The organism is Streptomyces sp. CO7, assembly GCF_053474865.1.
Genome location: NZ_JBRIOU010000010.1, coordinates 1 through 22,442, shown reverse-complemented (window position 1 = coordinate 22,442; position 22,442 = coordinate 1). Strand labels below are relative to the sequence as shown.

Here is a 22,442-nt window from a genome sequence, read left to right as displayed (position 1 = left end):
TTCCGGTCCCGCCCCGTCTTCGACGCGGGGACGGTACCGGTCCGCGGAGTCACCGGGGAAGGATCAGGCCCCAGGCCCCCGCCCTGACCGTCCAGGTGCGGGTGCGCACGGGACCCGCGACGGTGGCGTCGGCGCGGTAGCGGAAGTCCGCGCCGGAGACGGTGACGGTGCGGGCGGCGGCCTGGAGCGGCGCGGCCTCGGCGCCCACCGAGACGGGGCGGACCTCGACCTCGGCGCGGCCGGTGCGGCCCGGGGTGACGGTGACCGCGCGGACCGGCTGGTCCAGGTCGACCAGGGTCGCGCCGTCGGTCTCCACCCGCAGGCGCGACGGCCCCTGTCCCGCCGCCCCGGCCGCCTGCGCCGCGGCCCGCGACTGCCGGGCCAGCGCGCTCACCAGGGACCGGTACCGGCGCCGGGCCGGCCGCTCGCCCCGGTGCGGGGCCGCGTCCGCCGCCGGGATCCGCAGCTCCCCCAGCACCAGCCCGCCCGCGTCGTCCGCCAGCAGGTCGAGGCGCCGCACCGATCCGTCCAGCACCGCCCGGGCCGCCGCCACCGTGCCCAGCGGCACGCCGAGCGACCGGGCGACCGCGAGGGCACCCGGACGGCCCCCCACCGGCACCACCGCCAGCGCGCACCCGTCCAGCTCGCCGTGGCGCTCCAGCACGGTCACCGCCCGCAGCAGCGCGTGGTCGTCGCCGACCACCACCGGCCGCCGCGAACCCCGGCGTTCCAGGGCCCGCGCGAACTCCTCCCGACCCTCCGGCAGGCACCACTTCACCCGCGCGCCGGCACACAGGACGTCCTTGGCGATCCGCACGGACTCGCCGTCCGTACGGCGGGCGGACGGGTCGACGACCACCAGAAGCTGCTCCGAAGCCACCTCGGTCATGCCTCGCTTCCTCGGGTCCTCGGGTAGCATCTTTGTGCAAGAGCCCCTTGCGCCGCGTTCCTCGTGCCAGGGGCTTCGTCTATTCCGGGGCAACCGGTCCGACGGGAACCGCGGCCGACGAGGGCCGCCGGGCGCACGAGGCACATGGTCGTGCCGCGCGCCCCGACCCAGGACATGCCCCACCCGGAAGGGGTGTACGCCTGTGCCCGCACTTGTGCTGCTCGGTGCTCAGTGGGGTGACGAGGGCAAGGGAAAGGCCACCGACCTGCTCGGCGGCTCCGTGGACTACGTGGTGCGTTACCAGGGCGGCAACAACGCCGGCCACACGGTCGTCGTGGGCGACCAGAAGTACGCGCTGCACCTGCTGCCGTCCGGCATTCTCTCCCCCAACTGCGTTCCGGTCATCGGCAACGGCGTCGTCGTCGACCCCTCGGTGCTGCTCTCCGAGCTGAGCGGTCTCAACGAGCGGGGCGTCGACACGTCAAAGCTGCTGATCAGCGGTAACGCACACATCATCACCTCGTACAACGTCACGTCGGACAAGGTGAGCGAGCGGTTCCTGGGCAAGCGCAAGATCGGCACCACCGGTCGCGGCATCGGCCCCACCTACGCCGACAAGATCAACCGCACCGGCATCCGCGTCCAGGACCTGTACGACGAGTCGATCCTCCAGCAGAAGGTGGAGGCCGCGCTCGAGGTCAAGAACCAGATGCTGACCAAGCTCTACAACCGCCGCGCCATCGCCACCGACCAGGTGGTCGAGGAGCTGCTGGGCTACGCGGAGCAGCTGCGGCCGTACGTCGCGGACACGGTGCTGGTGCTCAACAAGGCGCTGGACGAGGACAAGGTCGTCCTCTTCGAGGGCGGTCAGGGCACGCTGCTGGACATCGACCACGGCACCTACCCGTTCGTCACCTCCAGCAACCCGACGGCCGGCGGCGCCTGCACCGGCGCGGGCGTGGGCCCGACGCGGATAAACCGTGTCATCGGCATCCTGAAGGCCTACACCACGCGGGTCGGCTCGGGTCCGTTCCCGACGGAGCTGTTCGACGAGGACGGCGAGGCGCTGCGGCGCATCGGCGGCGAGCGCGGCGTCACCACCGGCCGTGACCGGCGCTGCGGCTGGTTCGACGCGGTCATCGCCCGGTACGCCACGCGGGTGAACGGCCTGACGGACTTCTTCCTCACCAAGCTGGACGTCCTCACCGGCTGGGAGCAGATCCCGGTCTGCGTCGCCTACGAGATCGACGGCAAGCGGGTCGAGGAACTCCCGTACTCCCAGAGCGACTTCCACCACGCGAAGCCGATCTACGAGTACCTGCCCGGCTGGAGCGAGGACATCAGCAAGGCGAAGTCCTTCTCCGACCTGCCGAAGAACGCGCAGGCGTACGTGAAGGCGCTGGAGGAGATGTCCGGCGCCCCGATCTCCGCGATCGGCGTCGGCCCCGGCCGCGACGAGACGATCGAGATCAACTCCTTCCTCCAGTAGGCGGCGCGCTCACGCCCCGGTCGGCCCTCGCGGTCACCGGGGCGTTCGCGTGCCCGCGCCGCCGCGCCCCGTCCCCTCCCCTGCGGGTCCGGCCAGCGGCAGGCGGACCGTGAGGAGCGCCCCGCCGCCCTCGGCCCGGCCCAGCGAGACGGTCCCGCCGTGCAGGGTCACGATCTCCCGGACGATCGCCAGCCCCAGGCCGGCGCCCCCGTCGTCCCGGGCACGGGCGTCGTCCAGCCGCACGAACCGCTCGAAGACCCTCTCCCGCTCCTCCTCGGGGACACCCGGCCCGTCGTCCGCGACCGACAGCACCGCCCAGCCCCGGCCCCGCTCCCCGGCCCGGCTCCCGTCCGCCGCCCGTGCGGCGTCCGCGGCCCGGCTCCCGTCCGCCGCCCGTGCGGCGTCCGCGGCCCGTGCGGCGTCCGTCGCCCCCGCCGGCTCGGTCCGCACCCGCGAGACGACGTGCTGCCGGGCGTGACGCTCGGCGTTGTCCAGCAGGTTGGCCAGCACCCGCTCCAGCTGCCCGGGGCTCCCGGCCACGACCGCCTCCTCCAGCTCCGCGGCACGCACCCGCTCCGGGCGACGTGCCGTCTCCTCCCGCACCAGCGCGGCGAGGTCCACCCGCGCGGCGCGCGGCGCCTCCCCCGCGTCGAGGCGGGCGAGCAGCAGCAGGTCGACGGCCAGGTGCTGGAGCCGCACCACGTCCTCCAGCAGTTCGCCGGCCTCGAGCAGCTCCGGATGCGCCTGGGCGACCTCCACCTGGGTGCGCAGCGAGGCGATCGGGCTGCGCAGCTCGTGCGAGGCGTCCGCGACGAAGCGGCGCTGCCGCTCGACCGACTCCTGCAGGGCCTCCAGGGTGCCGTTGGTGGTGACCGCGAGCCGGGCCACCTCGTCGCGCGAGGACGGCACCGGCACCCTGCGGGACAGGTCACGGCTGCCGGTGATCTCCGCCAGCTCGGCCCGGATGCCCTCCACGGGGCGCAGCGCGTGGCGGGTGACCAGCCAGGTCACCGCCCCGACCACGAGCAGCAGCGCGGGCAGGCCGACCAGCATGGCCCGCACGGTGCCGGTCACCGCCAGCTCCTGGACCGCCAGCGACGACCCGGCGTAGACGGTCACCGGCGTCCCGTCGGCCGTCTCGGCGCGCACGGCGGCGACGGTGAAGTGGGCGCGCCCGTCGGCGTCCTCCGGGTCGGCGGTCGCCTCCCCCTCGTCGTCGACCGGCAGGGAGACGCGGGTGACGACGGGGTCGTCGTCACGGTCGTCGTCATCGTCGCCCGCACCGCCGCCGTCGCCGGGGCGGGCGGCGCCGGTCATCGGCGGGGCGCCGGCGAGGGCGTCGCTGGAGGCGAGGACTTTGCCGTCGTCGGCGACGACCTGCACCGGGTCGTCGGTGTCCAGTCCGGCCGCGTCCTTGGGCGAGCGGTCCACCGCGACCTGGACGGCGACCTCGCGGGCCCGGGACTCCGCGACCAGCCGCGTGTTGTCGGTCAGTCCGCCGCGGAGGGCGTCGACCACCGCCAGGCCCGCGAGGACCAGGGCGAGCGCGACGACGCCGGTGGCGCCCAGCGCGGCACGGGCGCGCACCGAGGAGAACCATCCCCGGGTCACGGCTGTCACCGCTGTCACGGCGTCCCTCCGTCGCGCTCCAGCCGGTATCCGGCGCCGCGCACCGTGGTGATCGAACGGACCCCGAAGGGAGCGTCGATCTTGCGGCGCAGCGTGCTGACGTAGACCTCGACGATGTTGGGGTCGCCGTCGTAGGCGAAGTCCCACACGTGCTCGAGGATCTCGCTCTTGGAGACCACCTCCCCGGCCCGCAGCGCCAGCTGCTCCAGGACGGCGAACTCCCGTGCGGTGAGGGCGATCTCCTGCTCCCCGCGCCGCACCCGCTGCGCTCCCGGGTCGACGTCGAGATCGCCGATCCGCAGGACGGGCACGCCGCCGCGGGTGCGGCGGCGCAGCAGGGCGCGGATCCGGGCGAGGAGGACCACGTAGGAGAACGGCTTGGTGAGGTAGTCGTCGGCTCCGGTGTCCAGCCCTTCGGCCTCGTCGTACTCGCCGTCCTTGGCCGTGAGCATCAGGATCGGCCGTTCGTCGCCGGACGCCCGCAGGGCCGAGCAGACCCGGTAGCCGTTCATGCCGGGCAGCATGATGTCCAGGACGATCAGGTCGTAGGGGTGTTCCCGGGCCAGGTGCAGGCCCTCGACGCCGTCGTGCGCGACGTCCACCGCGAACCCCTCGGCCGCCAGTCCCCGCTGCAGGGCGGCGGCCAGGCGTCGTTCGTCCTCCACGATCAGCAGGCGCATGCCGACAAGGGTCGCAGAGCCTCCCTGAAGGGCTCTTCAGCTTCCTTCAGCGCCGGTTCAGCATCGCCGGTCCACCGTGGTGTCCGTCGAGAACACCGGACCGACTCCTCAGGAGGAACCCCATGAGCTCCGCCGACCGCACCCCGTCCCGCCGCCGCGCCGCCCTCGCCGCCCTGGTGGCCGCCGCACTCGTCGGCACGGGCACCGTCGTCGCCGTCGCCGCCTCCGGTGACGAACGCGACCCGGCCGCCACCGCCTCCTCCGCCCGCCCGGACGGCGGAGCCCGTGACGGCGACCGCGACGAGGGCCGCGAGGGCGACGGGGCGGCCGGTGCGAGGGCCGCGAAGACCGACGTGCGCGCCGCCGTCGCCGCGGCCCTGGCGAGGACGAAGGGCGACGTCGCCTCGGCCGAGTTCGACGACGACGGTGACCGGTCCGTCTGGGAGGTCGAGGTCGTCGGCAGGAACGGCGCCGGCACGGAGGTGCTGGTCGACCCCGACGACGGCACGGTGCTCGACAGCACCCGCGACAAGGACGACGACACCGACGACCGCGAGGAGGACCGCAAGGAGTCCGCCGCCCTCCGCAAGGCCGGCACCGACGCCGAGGCCGCCACCTCGGCCGCCGTGAAGAAGGTCCCCGGCACCGTCGTCTCGGTGGACTTCGACCACGACGGCGACGACGACCGCAGCGGCGGTGCGCCGGTCTGGGAGGTCGAGGTGACCGGCGACGACGGCAAGGAGCACGAGGTCCTCGTCGACGCGGGCAGCGGAAAGACGACCGTCGGCACGGACGACTGACGCGAGGACCGGCGCGAGTCCTCACGCGAGCGCCGGCACGGTGACCGCCGCGACCGTGACCGCGGCACGGGGCCTACACGCGGCCACGCGGCGGCCTCTGCGCGGTGGCCTGGGCCCGACGGTCGGCATGCGGGGCCGGGGCGTTCCCGTACCCGCGGGCCTTCCGGCTCGGGTGTCGCCGGGGGACACTAGCGGCATGGGGTTCGCCGTGTTCATGACGCTGCCGGGGCTGGTCATCGCGCTGACCGTCGTCGCCTTCCTCGACCAGGCGCTGCTCCGCGCCGGGCGGGCGGGGTTGCTGCCCTGGCGCAACCCGGGCCGCACCGGGCAGATATCGGCGACCGGTTTCGAACAGCTGCACGCCACCCTCTCGCCGGGCAAGTCGCACGAGCTGAAGGAGCGGCAGACCTCCCTGCTCCTGCGGGACGACGAGGACGACTCCGCTCCCCCGCACCGCACCACCGTCGACCTGACCTCCGGCACCGCCGTCGTCCGCCTTCCGGCAGACTGAGGGCATGACGGAACACAAGAACCTGCTCGGCGGCCCCGAGCCGACGTACCTCCCGGAGAACGAGGACGCGTACCGGATGCTCGCCGACTCCGCGAGCCCCGCGGAGGTCGCCGCCGCGCACCCCACGTTCTCGCTCGCCTGGGCGATGCTCGCGGACGACGCCTTCGAGGCGGGCCGCGCCGTGGAGTCCTACGCCTACGCCCGCACCGGTTACCACCGCGGCCTGGACCACCTGCGCCGAGCCGGCTGGAAGGGCCACGGCCCGGTGCCGTGGAGCCACCGCGCCAACCGCGGGTTCCTGCGCTGCCTGGCCGCCCTGGCCCGCGCCGCGGAGGCCATCAAGGAGACCGACGAGGCCGAGCGCTGCCGCAAGTTCCTCCAGGACAGCGACCCGCAGGCCTACGACGAGCTGAAGTCGGCGTAACTCCCCGGCTCGCGCCGGCCCGAGGTGAGGGGAGTCCATGAGCCGGACGGCTCGTGGACCCCCTCACGTCGTTCCTCACTCGGCCCCCTCGCCCTGCCCCTCCAGCTCCGCCGCCATCACACGCCGAGCGGCCTTGCGCGCCTCCCACATCCGGCGCGTCGGCTCGAATTCACCACGCGCCGCCCGCTCGGCAAGACACTCCGCCGCAGCCCTGCGCCTGCGGCGCCGAACCGCCTCCTGCACGTCATCCGACACGACAAGCCACCTCCCACTCGTCAGCCAAGGCACCACGCACAAAACAGTGACTGCTCCCGGCGACCCACGTGGTCAGGACAGGGCGAGATGCGGAGAATTCGCGAACCGAGTGGCGCGGCGCGTTCCCAGCACGCCGTAGAGGTCGATGGTGTCGTCGAGGCCGTGTTCGTGGAGGTGGGCGACGACGCGGGCGGGGTCGACGTTCGCGTAGGCGCGGGCGAGGCGGCGGTCCTCGTCGGTGCGGGGCCTCGGCTTCGGCATGCAGGCGGCCCGCAGCGCGGCGGCGGCCGCTCGCCACTCGGCGTTCTCCCAGGGGTCGGCCGCCTCCGCCCTGCCGCGTTCCTCCGCCGCGAGTTCGGCCTCACGGCGTGTCCAGGCTCGCAGTCGTGCGGTGATGAACGCGGCGGGGCGCTCCAGCCGCCAGTGCGGCCAGCAGTTCATGCCGGTCAGTTCGGCGGCGATGGCCATGGCGTCCAGGCCCTTGTCGATGAGCGGCCGCAGCGCGTGGGCGAGGCGGCGCAGGCCCTCGCGTTGAGTCCAGCCGACGAGCGGGCGGACCTGGCGGGCGATGCGGATGTCCCGCTCCACCTGGGAAGGAGTTCGCCGCCCCGCGCCGGGCGCGGCCTTCCGCGCTCGCCGGGCCCCGGTGTCTTTTGGTTGCGCGCCCGGGTCAGGTTTCGGCTGAATGGGGGCGTCCGTCAGAGACTGGGGCTCACGGAAACCGCTGGTCAACGCCCTGTTGACGACATGCTCACGCCCGTCCGGAGTCACCCCGGTCACCCGTGCGTGGTACCCCGCCCCGTCGACGCGGTGGCCCAGCGCCCCGTCGTACACCGGCGGCACGGTAGCCGCGTACACGGTGGCCGTGGCGGTGTAACGGCGGCCGGGCAGCCGGAGGTTGGTCAGCGAGCCGTGGCGCGCCCAGGCCAGCGCGCCGAGCTCCCGCAGGTACCGGACATGCCGCTTGAGCGTGGCAGCGCTGATCCCGAGCCGCTCGGCGGTGTCCGCGAGGCGGTACAGGACGGTGCCGTCGGTGTAGTCCATCCGCCGCGCCAGCTCCCGGGCGACGTCCAGCGTCCGCCGGTCCGCCTTCGGATGCAGCCCGGCGCCCACCAGCCACTCCACCGCCCGCAGCCAGGCGGCCGGCTGGGCGTGGCGGGAGGGGGTGGTGGTCACCTCCTGCTGCCCCCGGGGCAACAGGAGTCCAGCCCCGTGCTCCCGTTCCCTCCCGAAATTCACGGCCGCCATCACGCGGATGTCCTCGCGCGCGGGCAGCCGTCGGCCCTAGCATGCATGACGAATCCCTCTTTCAACTCAGGGTTCACTGGTCAGCGGTGACAGCCGCTGGTCGTCCGGCCGGGCGGTGGATCAGACCGCCCGGCTTTCGCGTTCACCGAACAAAAATCCCGAGATCAACAGCCCTCGGGCGCTCCAAGGGTCCACAGAGCCCGCAGCACGATGTCCGAGCGCCGCTCCCCGAGCGAGGGCAGGAGCGTGCCGAGCACGACCTGCGTACTGCTGGCGATGGACAGCACTGCCCGCAGGAACTCCCGATCCCCTCGTTCGATCACCGGGAAGTACAACCACTTGGCAAGTCGCTCCCAGTCGCAGAAGGCGCCCGTCGGCTGCTCTACGACGAACACTCTCCGCACCTCGGCCCGGCCGAGCACGACCTCCTCCTCGACGAGTGCCGTCACTGCCGCCCGTTCCCGCTTCGGCCGCCCTGCGGCCCAGCCGACGAGATGCCCCTCGAGTGAGCAGGAGCAGCGCATCTCACGCGGCTGCTCCCTCAGCTCCACACAGGCTGCCCGTGCCCGCTCAGCGGCCGCCGCGGCAGCTTCCGCCGCCCCCAGTCGGGCTCTGATCTCCGCCGCAAGCGTGAGGTGGGCGGCGCTCACATAGGGCCCGGTGAGAGTCACGGAGGTGGCACAGGGCCGCTCGGGCTCCGTCACAGCAGCCCGTTCCACTGAGCCTCCGCACGCGAGTTAGACACCCTCGCGGTGCCCTCACCCCGCAGCCGAACCGCTGGAGCATCGCCCGGCCTCCCGGTCCACAGAGCCCACAGAGCCCTCAGCCGCCTTGCGTACGCGACTCGGGTCGTGAGCTCCGTGACAACAGGCGTGCGGGCCAGCAGCAACTCCCGGTACGGCGGCCACCCTCCAGTCAGCTCCACTGCCGGCCTGACCCGGTCGGCCTCCCGGAACACCTCGTCCGGCCCCGATGCCATCAGGAGCGCGGCCATAACGTGCGTCCAGCCCTGCACGGCGGACAAGCGCTCCCGGTGAACTGCGTCGCGACCCAAGGGCCTGCCGTACAACGCCCTTGGTTCTGCGCAGCAGGCCGCGTCGGCCACTTCGGGGATGGGAAGATGAGCCATGTTCAGGTCCTGTTCGTAGCAGGTACTGACAGCCCGGGGCGGTGTGCGACCACGCGCCCGGGCCGGTGCGGAGCCTGGTGTGCGACCACCAGGCTCCGCAGTGTTGGCAGCCCCGATCAGGCATGCGACCACATGATCAGGGCCGGTGATGAGGCAGCGCGCAGGCTGCTTGCCACCGAGCGTACGGGGTCCCTTACGCCCGGTACAAGCGGCATGCCCGATCGGAGGTACCGGGAATGCCCGAAGAACCCCACGAGGGAATCGAGGAGGAGACCCAGCGCGTGTTCAGCGCATTGGACGCCGTCGAGCAGATGAGCGACCCTTTGACCCGGGCCAAGGTCATCAGCCGGTTGCTGAAGGACCAGGTCGAGCGGAACAAGCGGCTCAAGGAGATCCGCCGCAAGGTCGTGATCGACCTGCGCGCCGAGTCCGTCCCGTACCGGAAGATCGCTTCCCTCTTGGGTGTGTCCACCGCGACCGTCCAGGACATCGAACGGGGCTACTCAGGCTCTGGCACGAACCGGCCCAGGAAGGGCTCGGGAGCGGATCACAAGTGAGCAGATGATGTCCAGCCAGGCGTGACAGACATGACTGGCGTGGCGGCATACCGCTCAACGGCCAGTCAGCCCCATGCCATCAGCATTCGAGCAAGTCCCCTGAGCGTGGGCAGGCGCCGGCCGCACCCTCCGGAACCTCGCCCTGGGTTGCTTGGCGGCTGCTGGTGATCAGCGGGGTTGTGATCTATGGCGTCGCGATCAGGTCGGGATTATCGATCATGGAGCGATGCAAGTGATCGAGATCGACGCCGCAGTGATTCGCCAGCCGGGTATGACGCTCGCGCGCGTGCTGGGAGATCGTCTCGCCGTCCCTGGTCGTGATCACAATTCCAGGGCGTGTGGGTGAGTCGATAGCCTCGTTAAGCGCTGCCCAGATGAGGTCCTTCAAGACCCCGGCCTTACCCCAGCAGATGTATCGCGTGGCGTTGCCATCAGTGGCGAGACAGTGGTTGGGCTTACCCTCCACCGAATCCTGGACAACTGACCAATTAGTCCCGCAGAAGAATTGGACGACCTCGTCCGCCCCGCGAAAGCGGCGGCGGACGTACGGGACGAAGTTGCCGATACCCTCCTGAGCCCTCGCGTACTCCTTCATCGGTACGTCCTTGATCCATACCCGGACGTCCTGGTCACTGGCGAACCTTCGGAGCTCCCCACCGATGTCCGCGTCATCGAACCATCGGCGGTACTGAGCGGTCTTCACGGGGTTACTCAGGAACTCCCAATCCAGTTCGTCGGCGGTGCGGTACATGCTGAGGAGAATGCGACGTCGAAGAGCTTCCGGCAGGTTGAGCTGCGGCAAGGCGGCTACTCCAAGGCGGCGAGGGCGGACGGGAACTGCAGGCGGTACTCGTCGTACGCGGTCTCGAGACTGGCCGCGTCCTTGATCCACTCTTCCATAAGGGTCGCAACCCGTTGGTCGTTGAACTCAATTTGTGACGGCGCGACTTGGTCCAAGACCTCGACCTCGCCGCCCTCCAGGCTTCGCTTCATGTGGAGGGCCGCCGCGATCCGACGTAGATCGCTGACGAAGTCCAGCACCGTCACGCGCTCCTTGCCGTCCCGAAGTCGCAACCCTCGCCCCAACTGCTGGACGAAGATGCGCCGGGAGTGAGTCACTCGGGCAAAGCAGAGGATGTTGACGTCAGGGACGTCCACCCCCTCATTGAGGATGTCAACCGAGGTGAGGATGGGGACGTCGCCGCTGCGGAAGGCTAGGAGGCGTCGTTGCCTCTCACGTTTGGCCAGGCCGGCGTGCAGAGCAAGGGCGCCAGACCACAAGGGGGTGCGACGCAGCAGTTCGGCCAGTCGCTCGGCGTGCTCGACTGTGCGGCAGAACACAATGGCTCGGGGCTTCGCGGTTGCCGCCCACGCGGCAGCAAGCTCATCACGGATGGACTCGTCCCGCTGCGGCAGGAAGAGGCGGGCGTTGAGGTCAGCCAAGCCGTACTCGTGCTCGCTAGCCGCCTTAATGACATCCCAGTCGACATTGTCAACGAACAACCGATAATCCACTTGCGCCAGGTAATTGCGACGCATGCCCTCCTCGATGCCGAGCGTAAAGCTCGCCGGCCCGAAATGGTGGCAGATGTCGTGCGAGTCCCCTCGCCAGGGTGTGGCCGTGACTCCGAACTGCCTAGCGGCAGACAGCACGTCGAGCAACTCGTCGTACTGACCGTCCTCGCCGACGTGGTGCGCCTCGTCAACCATGACGAGTGCTGGCCGGTAGCCGAAGCGGGCGGCTGGCAGAGCGGAGCCCACCGTGGCACACGTCACTCCAGACAGGTCGTCCGGGCGAGTGTCCCCAGTTAGGAGACGAGTCGGGATGTCCTTGGGTAGGTGGCGCCAAAGGGCGCGCTCCAGCTGCTGGACAAGATCCTTGGCGTGAGCGACAACGAGAACCTGATCCGTAGGGTGACGGCGGAGGTGCGCCGCGATTACCTCGCCACCGACTACGGTCTTGCCGAGCCCCGTAGCCAGGATGAGCAGGGCGCGTCCGTGTGAGTCCAGGTCCTTGTCCAGGGCCCAAAGGGCTTCGGCCTGATAAGGGCGAGGCGTCACCTTCCCGAAGTGGGGCGGGATCCCTTTGAAGCTGCGAGCGAGGTGACCGCCCTCCCAGAGGTGGATGCTGGGACGTATACGAGATAGAACGTCGACTCGGCGCCTGGCTTCCGAGCTGAAGCGGCTGTTGGTTACGACGACGGCCTGATGCGCACTGTAGTGGTCTCGCGCGTTGTCGACCTCGTCCACGGCATCAGAGCCGACGACCCCCCGTCGCTTCCACTTGCACTGGAAGACCCACAGCTCTCCCTTCCGACGAGCGAGGATGTCGCCCCCCTCGTCACCGGAGCCATCGATAACGGCGACGTCCGTGAAACCGAGATGCCACAGGAGCCGCTCGACACGCCTAGGGAACTGCAATGGCCCGGCGTCGAGAAGTGGGCCCGGGTCCAGGAATCTGTGCATCACCTTTCCGATCCTCAGCTGTCATCCGCGAGGTCACGGGCGATCAACCGGCAGCTGACACGAGTGCGTCCCAATTCTTCAGGAGTCACCTTCGGTCGGTGCTGTGCGAGGAGCGCCAGGTCGCTCAGAGGGTTCATCAAGCGTTCCACGATCAAGTCGCGGGCGTCCGAGGCTGACAGCGCGGCATAGGAACGCCGGAAGACCTTCCCGTCCATAAAGAGGGCCGGCGACTCGCTGATGACGCGCAGGACAGCACTGGCGGGAGCGAAACGGATGAAGTCGCCACTGTTCACCGCCTCGTTCCAGTCGAGCCCGGGCTCCGACTCCAAGGCGAAGCGCTCCTCGGCGGCCTCCCGCTCGTCCGCTCTTAGTTGCAGCCAGTGCACCGCAGGGGTCTCCGCGATCACTGGGGCCATCAAAGTGCGGATCCGCTCCAGCAACCGCTCGGCCTCGTCGGCCATCGCGGTCGGTGTGAGGCGGGGGCTGGAGGAGCGCTCCTTGAACAAAAGCAGCAACTGCGACAGCGGCGTGGAGTTGTCGTTCTGCCGCACGCGCATGTACTCGGCCGCCTCCAACAGGGCGATGTCACGCATGTCCGCCCCATGCTCCCGGTAGAGCTGGTGATCGGAGTCGACGAAGACCTCCAGCCGCGGAGAGCGCAGCATGATGGCGAAGGCCGGGGTCTCCTGCTCCTTGGCGTTGGTGAGTCGCTGGCCTCGCACGGCCCAGACCCTCAGTTCGATTCGACCCATCTCGGGAATCAAGTACTCGCCAGCGAGGTCAGGAAACTGGTCCGCATTGTCGCGATAACGCTGCAGCCGCTGTTCGAAGGTTTCTGTCGGCACCGGATCGTCGGCCAGCGGCACGTTCTCTGCCCCAGGGACTTCCTGATCGTCGTCCTCGCCGCCAGGGGTTACAGGCCCGAGGCCCGGCAGAAGCTCGTCGGTGTCGTTGTCCGAGTCGGAACCTGGGTCCTCCTGGGGCGGATGATCGTGGCTGTAGGCCGTCTCGTACCAGATGTCGTCGCTCTGGTAGTCGGGATGGTCGGCCCGAAACAGCTTCGCCCACTGGACGGTCTTCTCGTGGATGGCTTCCTTGCCGTTTCCGGGTACCAAGTAGTTCAGGCCGGGGTCCTGGCGGCGGAAGCCCGAGTACAGGAGCGCGAGCGCACTCTCGTTCTCCGCGAGCTGGCGTCGCTTGGCGATCTCCGGACGCAGAGGGCTCTCCCCGCGAATGGCCCGCAGCACCTGGTGCCACTCGGCGGTCTCGAACTCGAAAGCAGTCTTCTGGTAGTTCGGGGTGACGTGGTCGCAGTGAATCTCCCCAACAATGCGCCCAGTCGCCGCTTTGGAGTCGATCGGATACTCGAGTTCCGGCTCGCCGAGGCCGTCCTCGTCGGTCCAGTAGAAGACCCGCTTGTCCTTGAGGAGGATCTTCCGGCCATTGCGCAGGAAGTCGATGCCATAGTCCGTGCGGTGCACGTAGCGCTGGATCCCAAGCCAGCCCCAAATCCGGCGGGAACGAACTTCCAGCCGGTCCTGGTCACACTCACGGCAGCGATCAACGTCGAGCGGGTTCCAGTACCCGCAGGCCATGCACGCCTTCTTGTCCGAAAGGGGGACGTCTATGCGCTGAACAGCGCTGATCTCCACGCCCCGCCGTGTCACGGTGCGCTTCTCGTCCCAAACGCAGGGCTTCCTAGGAGGCAGCTTCTTGCCGTTGATCGTCAGCCGGAAGCCCCGCTCGGTGAGGAGGTAGCTGTACACATCACCCAGCTTGTCCCTGATCACCTTGAGGGCGTTGGGACGACGAAGCGCCGCAAACTGCTCCCCTTTTAGGTCGCCGATGGTAATGACGGTCCCATGCGCAGCGAGGTTCGCCTTAGGAACCTGGCGGTACGGAGCCTGGTAGGCGGCCGACGCCTCGATCTGCGGAAGATCAAGCGTAACCTCGGTCCAGTAGGAGTCGCCGGAACGGCCTGTACGAACGACGGTCTTGCGGCCGAGGCGGGCGGTCGCGATGTTGAAGCCCATACCGAACAGGCCGAGCGCGCCGTGGCGGCCGTTTCCGCTCCAGCCGGCGCTGATCGCATTACGCACCTCGTCCAGACTCATGCCGCAGCCGTTGTCCTGGACGATCACTTCAGCCGTAAACCGGGAGTCCTGGGCGGTCGGCAGCGAGATGCTCACGGTGGGCCTCTCGACGTCCGTCTCGGGAGAGGACTGGAACACGTCGAAGGCGTTGTCCACGAGCTCGGCGAGACACTGCCAGGCCGCGAACTCGATGTCCCCCAGGACACCGAGGATGCGGGGGTGCGGCATCACGTTGATGTACTGGCCCTCAGACATGCGTCGTCGCTCCCTGGGTGACCGCGTCGTCCTTGATGGAATGCGTATGACCGGCGAGAACTGAGCTTCGCGTTGCCTGCGACTCGCCCCCCCGGATACCTCGCGTCAGCATGCGCTTACTCTACTGGCGTCCACTGACAATCAGTTCGGGATCCGCAGGATCTACCCGCGCACCGGCGGCGACGCACCGCCGACAATGCTTCCTCACGCACGCCAGACTGGTTCTCAAGATCCGAGAGCCCGCCGAGGTAACCATCGATGAGAACGCCCGGGCCAAGCTGCCCACGGGCCTACTGGCGGAGGCCGCCCTTGGGTCCGGCAACTGTCTGCTCGCCTACAGTACGGACGACGGCCGCATCGTGCTGAGTCGCGCTGAGGGTGCCGTCGCCGACCTCCTGGGAGACGGCGACCTGTGATGCACACGTCTTGGGAGCCGCACCCCGGCGCCGCGCCCTCACAAGAGCGATGATCTTGTCAGCCGCCGCCGACGGGTCCTCGTGCTCCCAGACCCGCACAGGCAGCCACCCCGACTGCTCCAACAGGCGATTGGTCTCGAAATCTCTCGCACGGTTCCCCTCGATCTTGTCTCGCCAGAACTCCTCGTTCGTCCCCGGCCACCGGCAGTGGTCCGGACAGCCGTGCCAGAAGCACCCGTCTACGAACACGGCCACCCTCGCGCCAAGGAAGGCCACGTCAGCGGTCCGTCGCACACTCGCCATAGGGCGATGCGAGACGCGGTATCGCAAACCTCGCTCATGTAGGTGTTTGCGTAGGAGCCTCTCTGGGGTCGTGTCACGTGATCGGTTACCCCGCATGGAGGCACGAACCGAGCGGCTCGCCGCCCAGGACGACGCCGGCGTCTCCTCCTCGGGCAGCACGTGGCCGCGATCGATTGCCCTGCCCCAAGCCTCGGCCAGGTTCTCGCGTCGGGTCTCGTGCTCGACTTCCCCGAGGTAGATCGGCTTGCGGGTAGATCCCTTATCGGACCAGCGCAAATAGGCGCGGATCCGTCGGGTCTTGGTCAACACTTTCAGCTCGACGGAGGCGCGCGCTCGGCGCCCGTCACCCAAATCCACCCATCGTCGGCCAGGGCCGCCAGCGGCTTTGTCCTGCTCCGTCGTGGCTTGGGCCCTTGTCCTGCCGGGCCGCCCTCTCCATGCCCGCGCGGGTGGTTGCTTGTCTTTCCAACGGCCCTGGTGGGGGGACTCCTTCACGGAGATCACCTCGGGCTCCGTGCGTTGTCCAGGGCGTTGGCCACCGCCTTCGCGAAGAACTCGCCCAACAGGACGGGAACAGCGTTCCCGAGCTGCCGCATTTGCTCTCCCCGCGGGCCTTCCAATACCCAACTGTCAGGGAAGGTCATCACGCGAGCCGTCTCTCGCACGGTCATGTACCGATGCCTGTACCTCCATCCGCCCGGAACGGAAGCGTCGCGAACGCGCTCATCGGTCAGCATCACCGATTCCCCGCCTGGTACTCCGTGGACACCCGCCTTCACCGTTTTCGCCGGGCGGTCCAACTCATTGGGAGTGTGCCCCTTGTAGATGCGGGCGCCGGGCCAGCCGATGTGGTTGGTCACACCGCCCAGGTAGCGCTCCTGTCGGTCGAGGTGCTCCCAGGGGACAGGTGGCAGTGACGGCTCACCGTTCAGCCCAGCGAGCGCGTCGCGAAACGTCCGCCATGGGAGGAGTGACGCCTCCTCGGCATCGATTGCGGTTTGCTTCGGCAGTCCCGCCATGACTCGATCACGGACGTGGTCCGGCACTTGGTGGCGGTCCCAGTAGTCGCCCTCCCGCATGGAGCGGACCAGGGCGGCATGTGAGTGGGTGGGCTTCACGCTCCGCTCGAACGCCTCAATGTCCACGCCCAAGTCTCGACGGAAGGCAACGATGATCACCCGGTTCCTGACCTGCGGTACCCCGTAGTTCGCCGCGTTGACGTTCGTAGCAACGACGTCATACAGCTTGCGTCCTTTGGAAGGGTCGGAGACGCGGCCAGCGCGCAAGTCGGCATCGTAGTCACGCAAATCCGCGTCGTGCTCCTGCCACGTGCTGTCCGGATCGCGTTCCAGGTAGGGGTAGGCCAACTCCCGCAGAATATATTGGAAGTAGGGCTCGAAAGACTTACGTCGAAGACCAACCACGTTCTCGCAGATGACCGCCTTCGGCTGGATCTCGCGAACGGCACGGAACATCTCCGGGAACATGTTCCGCTTGTCCTCGTCCCCCTTGGCCACCCCCCCCAGGCTGAACGGCTGACACGGCGGCCCGCCGGCCAGCACGTCCACCTTGCCGCTCAGGTACCTCATGTCGAGCGCGCGAACATCGCCTTTGACAAGGGGGACGGGCCCGCCAGGCTCCGGGATCCATTCCTCCGGGCCCCGCTCCTTGGCACCGTTCGCCTCCAGCGTCTCCCAGGCGCGTGTGGCGACCTCGCTGTAAAGAAGCGGCCTGAAGCCCGCCCGTCCGACGGCCATGGCCAAGCCGCCGCCGCCAGCGAACAGCTCCACCGCCGTGCGGTCCGGAGATCCTTCTTCCTGCTGCTCAGACATTGTAAAACCATACCGCGGAGTAGACCTCTCTGGGAAGCGGAACGCACTGATGCAACACTCGCGTCAAGACCGGGCAGGCGTGCATGAGACCACCTGGGCGGTGCGGCTACTGCAAACCCGGGAAGGCATCGAAGGGACCCACGGGGGTGGGAAGCACGGCTTCGCCACAACCAGCCGGAGGGGCGCCGAAGCGTCGTCGCATGATCGCGCGCTGCGAGAGATCCGCAAGGTCATGCCCGGCTCCGCCTTGCAAGGTGTTGCCCCCCCCCGCTTCCTGAGGAACGGATCTCGGCGCTTCCGGAAGGTCACGTGGAGATGGTCTCCGCGCGCTCTGGCATCTCCCCGCAGCCCAACGCCGACTTCGTACGCCACAAACTCGACCTCGTTGCCGGAGGTTTCGGCCAGCAACGTCCCACTGGCGACAACATGCCGCAGGCGCACGGAGGAGGAGTTGACCGCCTTCGCGGACTTCACGATTCCGCTCCCCTGAGGCCGTCGGCGCAGGGATGCAGCCGCCCGGAACGGCCAGGACGCCTTCCGCAAGGCCCTCGTCAAGGAGTACGGGATGATCTGCGCGGTCACCGGGCCGGCACCGTCCGAAGTGCTGCAGGCGGCGCACCTCCGCCCGTTCGCCGTGCACGAACGGCACCGGGTCGACGAGGGCCTGCTGCTGCGCTCGGACATCCACAGCCTCTTCGACAGGCACCTGCTCGCCATATCGCCGAAGCTGGAGGTCCACGTGTCGCCCGGCCTCGCCGGATACGAGCGTTACGCGGGGCTGCACGGTTCGCCCCTGCGGATACCGGAGAACGCGCCCGTGAGCCGGACCGTCCTCCAGGACCTCTACGAAGAGGTCACCGCCTCCTGGTAGACCGGAGGCCGGCGGGTGCGGAAAGGGCAGACCCGAACCACTGCGGCCCCGCCGCCGGGCACCACAGCGCCCCGCCGCGGACGCGACGGGGCGAAGGGGCACGACAAGGCGGGACGCCGGGCGTCCCGGAAGATCAGCCGCGCAGCGGGCGACCCTGCTTGTCGGTGCGGTCGTTGCTGGTGAAGAAGAGGATGGCGTCGACGAGCGCCCAGATGCCGAGGCCGCCGCAGGTCAGCAGCTGGGCGACGCCCACGCCGACCGAGCCGACGTAGAAGCGGCCGATGCCCAGGCCGCCCAGGAACAGCTGGAGAACGCCGGCGACGATCTTCGACTTGTCGGAGTACGGGCGACCGAGGTGGTCGACGCCGTAAGGGGCCTCGGGCGTGGGGTTGGTCATGGCGGTCACTCCTGAGCGGTGGCGGAACGAGTACCGGCACACGAGGCACCGGCGGATGAACAGGAGGAACCCGCTGCGCGGCACGGACGGCTGTCCGGGCATGCGCGATGATCTTCCCCCCCGGGACCACGAAGCCTAGATCCCGGTCCGCCCCGTGGATACACGTTGTGGTGAACGTGTCAAATTCGTGACCGTAACGAGACCCTGACGGAGTTTCAGCTTCTGCTCCGTGGGTATCAGAACAGGTTGCGGACGACCGTCCAGGCGACCGCGGTGAGCAGGATCGCCGCCTGGGTCCGGGTGCTCAGGTTCGGCCGCCAGCGGCGCCCCCGCAGCCCTTCGACGGCCCAGCGGCCCAGCATCACCAGAGCGAGGGGCGCGGCCAGCAGCAGCACCCGGTTGTCCAGCCAGGCCTGCGCGAAGTGACCGTGCATCAGGTCGTAGACCATGCGGCTGGCCCCGCAGGCCGGGCAGAGCAGTCCGGTGGCCCAGTTGACGGGGCAGCGCGGCAGGAACTGGCCCGCCTGGTGCGGGTCGGTGACGTAGAGGTACGCGGCCCCGACGGCGCCGGCGGCGAACACCGCGAGGGGTGCCGCCGCCGGACGCCGGAACAGGCGGGCGACGCGGTCCGCGGGAGACGACAGCCTGCTCACGACTCCCCGGACCTTCGCACGTCGCCCCCGGACCCTTACTTGATCTTCGTGCCCGCCGAGCGCAGGGCCTGGCAGGCCTCGACGATGCGGCCGGCCATGCCCGCCTCGGCCAGCTTGCCCCAGGTGCGCGGGTCGTAGGTCTTCTTGTTGCCGACCTCGCCGTCCACCTTCAGCACGCCGTCGTAGTTGCGGAACATGTGGTCCGCCACCGGACGGGTGAACGCGTACTGGGTGTCGGTGTCGAGGTTCATCTTGACGACGCCGTTGTCCAGCGCGGTGGCGATCTCCTCGGCGGTGGAGCCGGAGCCGCCGTGGAAGACGAAGTCGAACGGGTCGGCCTTGCCGAAGCGGGCGGCGACGCCCTCCGCGAGGTCCTTCAGCAGGTCGGGGCGGAGCACCACGTTGCCCGGCTTGTAGACGCCGTGCACGTTGCCGAAGGAGGCGGCCAGCAGGTAGCGGCCCCGCTCGCCCAGGCCCAGCGCCTCGGCGGTGCGGATCGCGTCGTCGACCGTGGTGTAGAGGGAGTCGTTGATCTCGTGCGTGACGCCGTCCTCCTCGCCACCGGTCGGGGTGATCTCGACCTCGAGGATGATCTTGGCGGCGCGGGCGCGCTCCAGGAGCTCCTCGGCGATGGCCAGGTTGTCGGCGAGGGTCTCCGCCGAGCCGTCCCACATGTGCGACTGGAACAGCGGGTTGCGGCCGGCCTTCACGCGCTCCTCGGAGACCGCCAGCAGCGGACGCACGTAGCCGTCCAGCTTGTCCTTGGGGCAGTGGTCCGTGTGCAGCGCGACGGTGACGTCGTACTTCTCCGCCACGATGTGCGCGAACTCGGCCAGGGCGACGGCGCCGGTGACCATGTCCTTGCTGTACTGGCCGCCCGCGAACTCGGCGCCGCCGGTGGAGATCTGGACGATGCCGTCGCTCTCCGCCTCGGCGAAGCCGCGCAGGGCCGCGTGCAGGGTCTGGGAGGAGGTCACGTTGATGGCCGGGTAGGCGAACTTGCCTGCCTTCGCCCGGTCGAGCATCTCGTTGTAGACCTCGGGGGTTGCGATGGGCATCCTGTCCGCTCCTTGGTGGTTCTGCGGGTTTTGTCCTTGCCAGCCCTGACCTTGGTGACGTCGTCGTCGGGGCCCATCTTTCCAGACGCGGGCGCCGGCCCGGACGCGCGTCTCGGACAGTGGCGCCCGCGCCGGGCGTACCGGGTCTTTCCGGGCGGAGCGGCCGGGCCGGGAGGGCCGGGGAGGCCGGACAGGTCCTAGTCCAGGCCGAGGTCGTCCTTGGAGTAGGCGAAGCGGTAGGGCACGCCGGCCTTGTCCTGGATGATCTCCGCGGCGCCGGTGGCGCGGTCGACGATCGTCACGACGGCGACGACCTCCGCGCCGACCTCCCGGACCGCCTCGACGGCGGTCAGCGGCGAACCGCCGGTGGTGGAGGTGTCCTCGACGACCAGCACGCGGCGGCCGGCGATGTCCGGACCCTCGACCCGCTTCTGCAGACCGTGCGCCTTGGCCGCCTTGCGGACCACGAACGCGTCCACCGTCCGGCCGCGCGCGGCGGCCGCGTGCAGCATGGCGGCGGCCACCGGGTCGGCGCCCATGGTCAGGCCGCCCACCGCGTCGAACTCCAGGTCCTCGGTGAGGTCCAGCAGCACCTGGCCGACCAGCGGGGCCGCCGTGCCGTCCAGGGTGATGCGGCGGAGGTCGATGTAGTAGTCGGCCTCCAGCCCGGAGGAGAGGGTCACCTTGCCGTGCACCACGGCCTTGTCCTTGATCTGCTGCAGCAGCTCGCCGCGAACGTCGCTCATGGCCGCAAGCCTAGTTCGCCCCGCCGAGGCGGCCTCACAGCCTCGCTCCGCCCGGCCGGGGGGGGCGTCACAGCCGCCGCCAGCTCCAGGTGGTGGTGGCCTCCAGCGGCTCCAGCGGCGTGACCAGGCGGGGAGCGGTGTTGAGCCCGTTGGGCGGGCCGGTCTGCGGCTCGACGCACAGGGCGGCGTCCTGCTCGTCGTAGAGCACGACCCACTTCTCCGGGCTGGTCACCCGCAGCTCCAGCCGCTCGGGCCACACGACGGCGACGTCCACGCCCTCGGGCATGCCGAAGCAGTCGTCCCACGGGCCGGGCAGCGGCTTCTCCAGGCGGCGGCCGGTGGGGAGGTGGTCCTCGCCGCGCTCCTCCTGCCAGGCGGCGGAGAACTCCAGCCGCGCGCCCTCGCCGCCTCCGAGCGGGCCCTCGAGGGTCCGGTTGAACCAGGGGTGCCAGCCGAGCTGCGCCGGGAAGGAGGACGCGTAGGTCTCGATCGCGAGGGTGAGGGTCAGCGACTCCCCGGTGAGGGCGACCACCTGGGTGAGGCGGGCCGGGTAGGGCCACGGGTCGGTGAGGCCGAGGGTGATCACTGCCTCGTCCGTCTCCTTGCGCGCGGTGCGCCAGGCGTGGTCGCGGGCGGTGCCGTGGATGGCGTGCGGCGGGGCGTTCAGCGGCATCTGCTGGGTGGTGCCGCCGTCGAGGAACCGCCCGTCGCGGATCCGGCCGCACCAGGGGGCCATCGGGAAGCAGCCGTACCGCTCCCCCTGGCGCAGGAGTTCGACGCCGCCGATGCGCAGGCTGGTGATCCGTCCGCCGTTGCGGGGGCTGACGGTCGCCTCCGCGTCGCCGGCGGTCAGGGTGAAGTCGTCATGGGTGCTCACGGCCTACGACCCTACTGGGGCCGACGGCCGGCCGCGCGATCACCGCTGACGGCGCAGGGCCCGGGTGACGGCGATCGCCCCGGCGGCCACGGCGAGCGCGGCGGCGGCGGGGGCCGCCCAGCGCAGGGTCCGGTCCGCCACGCCGGACTGCGGGGCCGGCACGGGGGCGTACCGTCCGCGCGGCGGGGCGTGGTCGACCTCCTCGGCGCTGCGGCCGATCATCGTCCGCCGGGCCTGGGCGGGGTCGGCCATGGCGTCGCCGTCCGGGTCCTCCGGGAACAGCGCGGCGTCACCGCCGAGGCCGTCACCGTCCGGGTCGTCCTCGTCGGCCTCGTCGTTGTCCTCGTCCTCGTCGAAGTCGGCCTCCGGGTCCAGCGACGGAGGCGGAACGGGCACGTCGAACACCGACGCCCGGGCCGACGCACCCGGCCCGTCACCGCCCTCGACGTCGGCCTCGGTCTCGCCCTCCTCGCGGTCCGCGTCACCGCCGTCCGTGTCCGCGTCCTGGGCCTCAGCTTCCTGGGCCTCAGCGGCTCCCGCGTCGGCGTCCGCCTCGGCGGCGGGCTCCGCATCGGCGTCGGCGTCGGCGTCCGCCTGAGCGCCGCCGTCCGCCTCGGCGGCGGCGGCCTGGGGCTCGGTCTCTGCTTCGCCGCCGTCGGAAGCCTCGTCGCCCGCCTCGTCGGCAGCCCCTGCGGCGGCCTCGCCCGCGGCGGCGTCCACCCCGGTCCCGTCACCGTCACCGTCATCCTCGGCGGGAGCCCCGTCGGCCCCGTCATCGTCACCGTCGGCGGAGTCGGCCGCGTCGTCGCCGTCACGCGCGGCGGGGGTCTCACCGGTCGGGCCGGTGGCCGGTTCGGCGGGGGA

General features: G+C 70.2%; 23 protein-coding genes. 6 read left to right on the top strand and 17 right to left on the bottom strand.

The genetic code is table 11. The features are described from left to right. Positions 1 to 49: 49 nt before the first annotated feature. A complete protein-coding gene (locus tag ACOV8S_RS28365) occupies positions 50 to 889 on the bottom strand; it encodes a diacylglycerol kinase (protein ID WP_448321362.1) in 840 nt (279 codons plus the stop codon). Positions 890 to 1,091: 202 nt separating this feature from the next. On the opposite strand from ACOV8S_RS28365, the gene ACOV8S_RS28360 reads away from it, so the two are divergent. Continuing rightward, a complete protein-coding gene (locus ACOV8S_RS28360) occupies positions 1,092 to 2,378 on the top strand; it encodes an adenylosuccinate synthase (RefSeq protein WP_351113671.1) in 1,287 nt (428 codons plus the stop codon). 33 nt (positions 2,379 to 2,411) lie between these two features. Here ACOV8S_RS28360 and ACOV8S_RS28355 read toward each other — a convergent pair whose 3' ends face one another. After that, positions 2,412 to 4,007: an ATP-binding protein gene (locus ACOV8S_RS28355; RefSeq protein WP_448321361.1), complete on the bottom strand. Its 1,596-nt coding sequence runs from the start codon at positions 4,005 to 4,007 to the stop codon at positions 2,412 to 2,414. Further along, positions 4,004 to 4,687 carry a response regulator gene (locus ACOV8S_RS28350; RefSeq protein ID WP_448321360.1) on the bottom strand — a complete coding sequence of 228 codons (684 nt, stop codon included), beginning with the start codon at positions 4,685 to 4,687 and terminating at the stop codon, positions 4,004 to 4,006. The genes ACOV8S_RS28355 and ACOV8S_RS28350 overlap by 4 nt, the downstream gene beginning before the upstream one ends. Positions 4,688 to 4,809: 122 nt before the next feature. Here ACOV8S_RS28350 and ACOV8S_RS28345 point away from each other — a divergent pair, with 122 nt between their 5' ends. From ACOV8S_RS28345 to ACOV8S_RS28335, 3 genes are all read left to right on the top strand, one after another. Beyond that, positions 4,810 to 5,487, top strand: coding sequence for a PepSY domain-containing protein (locus ACOV8S_RS28345; protein ID WP_448321359.1), 678 nt, complete (start codon positions 4,810 to 4,812; stop codon positions 5,485 to 5,487). 196 nt (positions 5,488 to 5,683) lie between these two features. Beyond that, positions 5,684 to 5,998 carry a DUF6191 domain-containing protein gene (locus ACOV8S_RS28340; RefSeq protein ID WP_448321358.1) on the top strand — a complete coding sequence of 105 codons (315 nt, stop codon included), beginning with the start codon at positions 5,684 to 5,686 and terminating at the stop codon, positions 5,996 to 5,998. Positions 5,999 to 6,002: 4 nt separating this feature from the next. After that, positions 6,003 to 6,422: a DUF3151 domain-containing protein gene (locus ACOV8S_RS28335; protein WP_351113678.1), complete on the top strand. Its 420-nt coding sequence runs from the start codon at positions 6,003 to 6,005 to the stop codon at positions 6,420 to 6,422. Between the two features lie 75 nt (positions 6,423 to 6,497). Here the strand turns inward: ACOV8S_RS28335 and ACOV8S_RS28330 are convergent, their stop codons facing one another. The 3 genes from ACOV8S_RS28330 to ACOV8S_RS28320 form a co-directional block, all read right to left on the bottom strand. Continuing rightward, the gene (locus ACOV8S_RS28330; protein ID WP_448321357.1) at positions 6,498 to 6,677 is read right to left on the bottom strand and encodes a hypothetical protein; all 180 of its coding nucleotides are present in this window, start codon (positions 6,675 to 6,677) and stop codon (positions 6,498 to 6,500) included. 72 nt (positions 6,678 to 6,749) lie between these two features. Beyond that, positions 6,750 to 7,853: a cell wall protein gene (locus tag ACOV8S_RS28325; protein ID WP_448321356.1), complete on the bottom strand. Its 1,104-nt coding sequence runs from the start codon at positions 7,851 to 7,853 to the stop codon at positions 6,750 to 6,752. A 236-nt stretch (positions 7,854 to 8,089) separates the two neighbouring features. Next, on the bottom strand, positions 8,090 to 8,374 hold the full coding sequence (locus ACOV8S_RS28320; protein WP_448321355.1) for a hypothetical protein: 285 nt from the start codon (positions 8,372 to 8,374) through the stop codon (positions 8,090 to 8,092). A gap of 916 nt (positions 8,375 to 9,290) precedes the next feature. On the opposite strand from ACOV8S_RS28320, the gene ACOV8S_RS28315 reads away from it, so the two are divergent. Beyond that, positions 9,291 to 9,611, top strand: a complete 321-nt coding sequence (locus ACOV8S_RS28315) for a helix-turn-helix domain-containing protein (RefSeq protein WP_448321354.1) — start codon at positions 9,291 to 9,293, stop codon at positions 9,609 to 9,611. Positions 9,612 to 9,795: 184 nt separating this feature from the next. Here ACOV8S_RS28315 and ACOV8S_RS28310 read toward each other — a convergent pair whose 3' ends face one another. The 5 genes from ACOV8S_RS28310 to ACOV8S_RS28290 form a co-directional block, all read right to left on the bottom strand. After that, complete coding sequence (locus ACOV8S_RS28310; protein WP_448321353.1) at positions 9,796 to 10,413, bottom strand: hypothetical protein; 618 nt, start codon at positions 10,411 to 10,413, stop codon at positions 9,796 to 9,798. Between the two features lie 5 nt (positions 10,414 to 10,418). Next, positions 10,419 to 12,077, bottom strand: coding sequence for a DEAD/DEAH box helicase (locus ACOV8S_RS28305; protein ID WP_448321470.1), 1,659 nt, complete (start codon positions 12,075 to 12,077; stop codon positions 10,419 to 10,421). A 14-nt stretch (positions 12,078 to 12,091) separates the two neighbouring features. Next, positions 12,092 to 14,425: an ATP-binding protein gene (locus ACOV8S_RS28300; protein ID WP_448321352.1), complete on the bottom strand. Its 2,334-nt coding sequence runs from the start codon at positions 14,423 to 14,425 to the stop codon at positions 12,092 to 12,094. A gap of 290 nt (positions 14,426 to 14,715) precedes the next feature. Next, positions 14,716 to 15,240: a very short patch repair endonuclease gene (locus ACOV8S_RS28295; protein ID WP_448321469.1), complete on the bottom strand. Its 525-nt coding sequence runs from the start codon at positions 15,238 to 15,240 to the stop codon at positions 14,716 to 14,718. A gap of 404 nt (positions 15,241 to 15,644) precedes the next feature. After that, on the bottom strand, positions 15,645 to 16,976 hold the full coding sequence (locus ACOV8S_RS28290; RefSeq protein WP_448321351.1) for a DNA cytosine methyltransferase: 1,332 nt from the start codon (positions 16,974 to 16,976) through the stop codon (positions 15,645 to 15,647). Positions 16,977 to 17,541: 565 nt separating this feature from the next. Between ACOV8S_RS28290 and ACOV8S_RS28285 the strand changes: the two genes are divergently transcribed. Continuing rightward, a complete protein-coding gene (locus tag ACOV8S_RS28285) occupies positions 17,542 to 17,847 on the top strand; it encodes an HNH endonuclease (RefSeq protein WP_448321350.1) in 306 nt (101 codons plus the stop codon). A 133-nt stretch (positions 17,848 to 17,980) separates the two neighbouring features. Here the strand turns inward: ACOV8S_RS28285 and ACOV8S_RS28280 are convergent, their stop codons facing one another. The 6 genes from ACOV8S_RS28280 to ACOV8S_RS28255 form a co-directional block, all read right to left on the bottom strand. Further along, positions 17,981 to 18,244 carry a TM2 domain-containing protein gene (locus ACOV8S_RS28280; RefSeq protein ID WP_382552652.1) on the bottom strand — a complete coding sequence of 88 codons (264 nt, stop codon included), beginning with the start codon at positions 18,242 to 18,244 and terminating at the stop codon, positions 17,981 to 17,983. Between the two features lie 236 nt (positions 18,245 to 18,480). Beyond that, the gene (locus ACOV8S_RS28275) at positions 18,481 to 18,897 is read right to left on the bottom strand and encodes a DUF2752 domain-containing protein (RefSeq protein WP_448321349.1); all 417 of its coding nucleotides are present in this window, start codon (positions 18,895 to 18,897) and stop codon (positions 18,481 to 18,483) included. Positions 18,898 to 18,932: 35 nt separating this feature from the next. Further along, complete coding sequence (gene fbaA, locus ACOV8S_RS28270) at positions 18,933 to 19,955, bottom strand: class II fructose-bisphosphate aldolase (protein ID WP_448321348.1); 1,023 nt, start codon at positions 19,953 to 19,955, stop codon at positions 18,933 to 18,935. 197 nt (positions 19,956 to 20,152) lie between these two features. After that, complete coding sequence (gene pyrE / locus ACOV8S_RS28265; protein WP_448321347.1) at positions 20,153 to 20,701, bottom strand: orotate phosphoribosyltransferase; 549 nt, start codon at positions 20,699 to 20,701, stop codon at positions 20,153 to 20,155. Between the two features lie 67 nt (positions 20,702 to 20,768). Then, positions 20,769 to 21,578 carry an aldose epimerase family protein gene (locus ACOV8S_RS28260; protein ID WP_448321346.1) on the bottom strand — a complete coding sequence of 270 codons (810 nt, stop codon included), beginning with the start codon at positions 21,576 to 21,578 and terminating at the stop codon, positions 20,769 to 20,771. 39 nt (positions 21,579 to 21,617) lie between these two features. Next, a partial coding sequence (locus ACOV8S_RS28255) for a hypothetical protein (RefSeq protein ID WP_448321345.1) occupies positions 21,618 to 22,442 on the bottom strand: 825 nt, incomplete at its 5' end.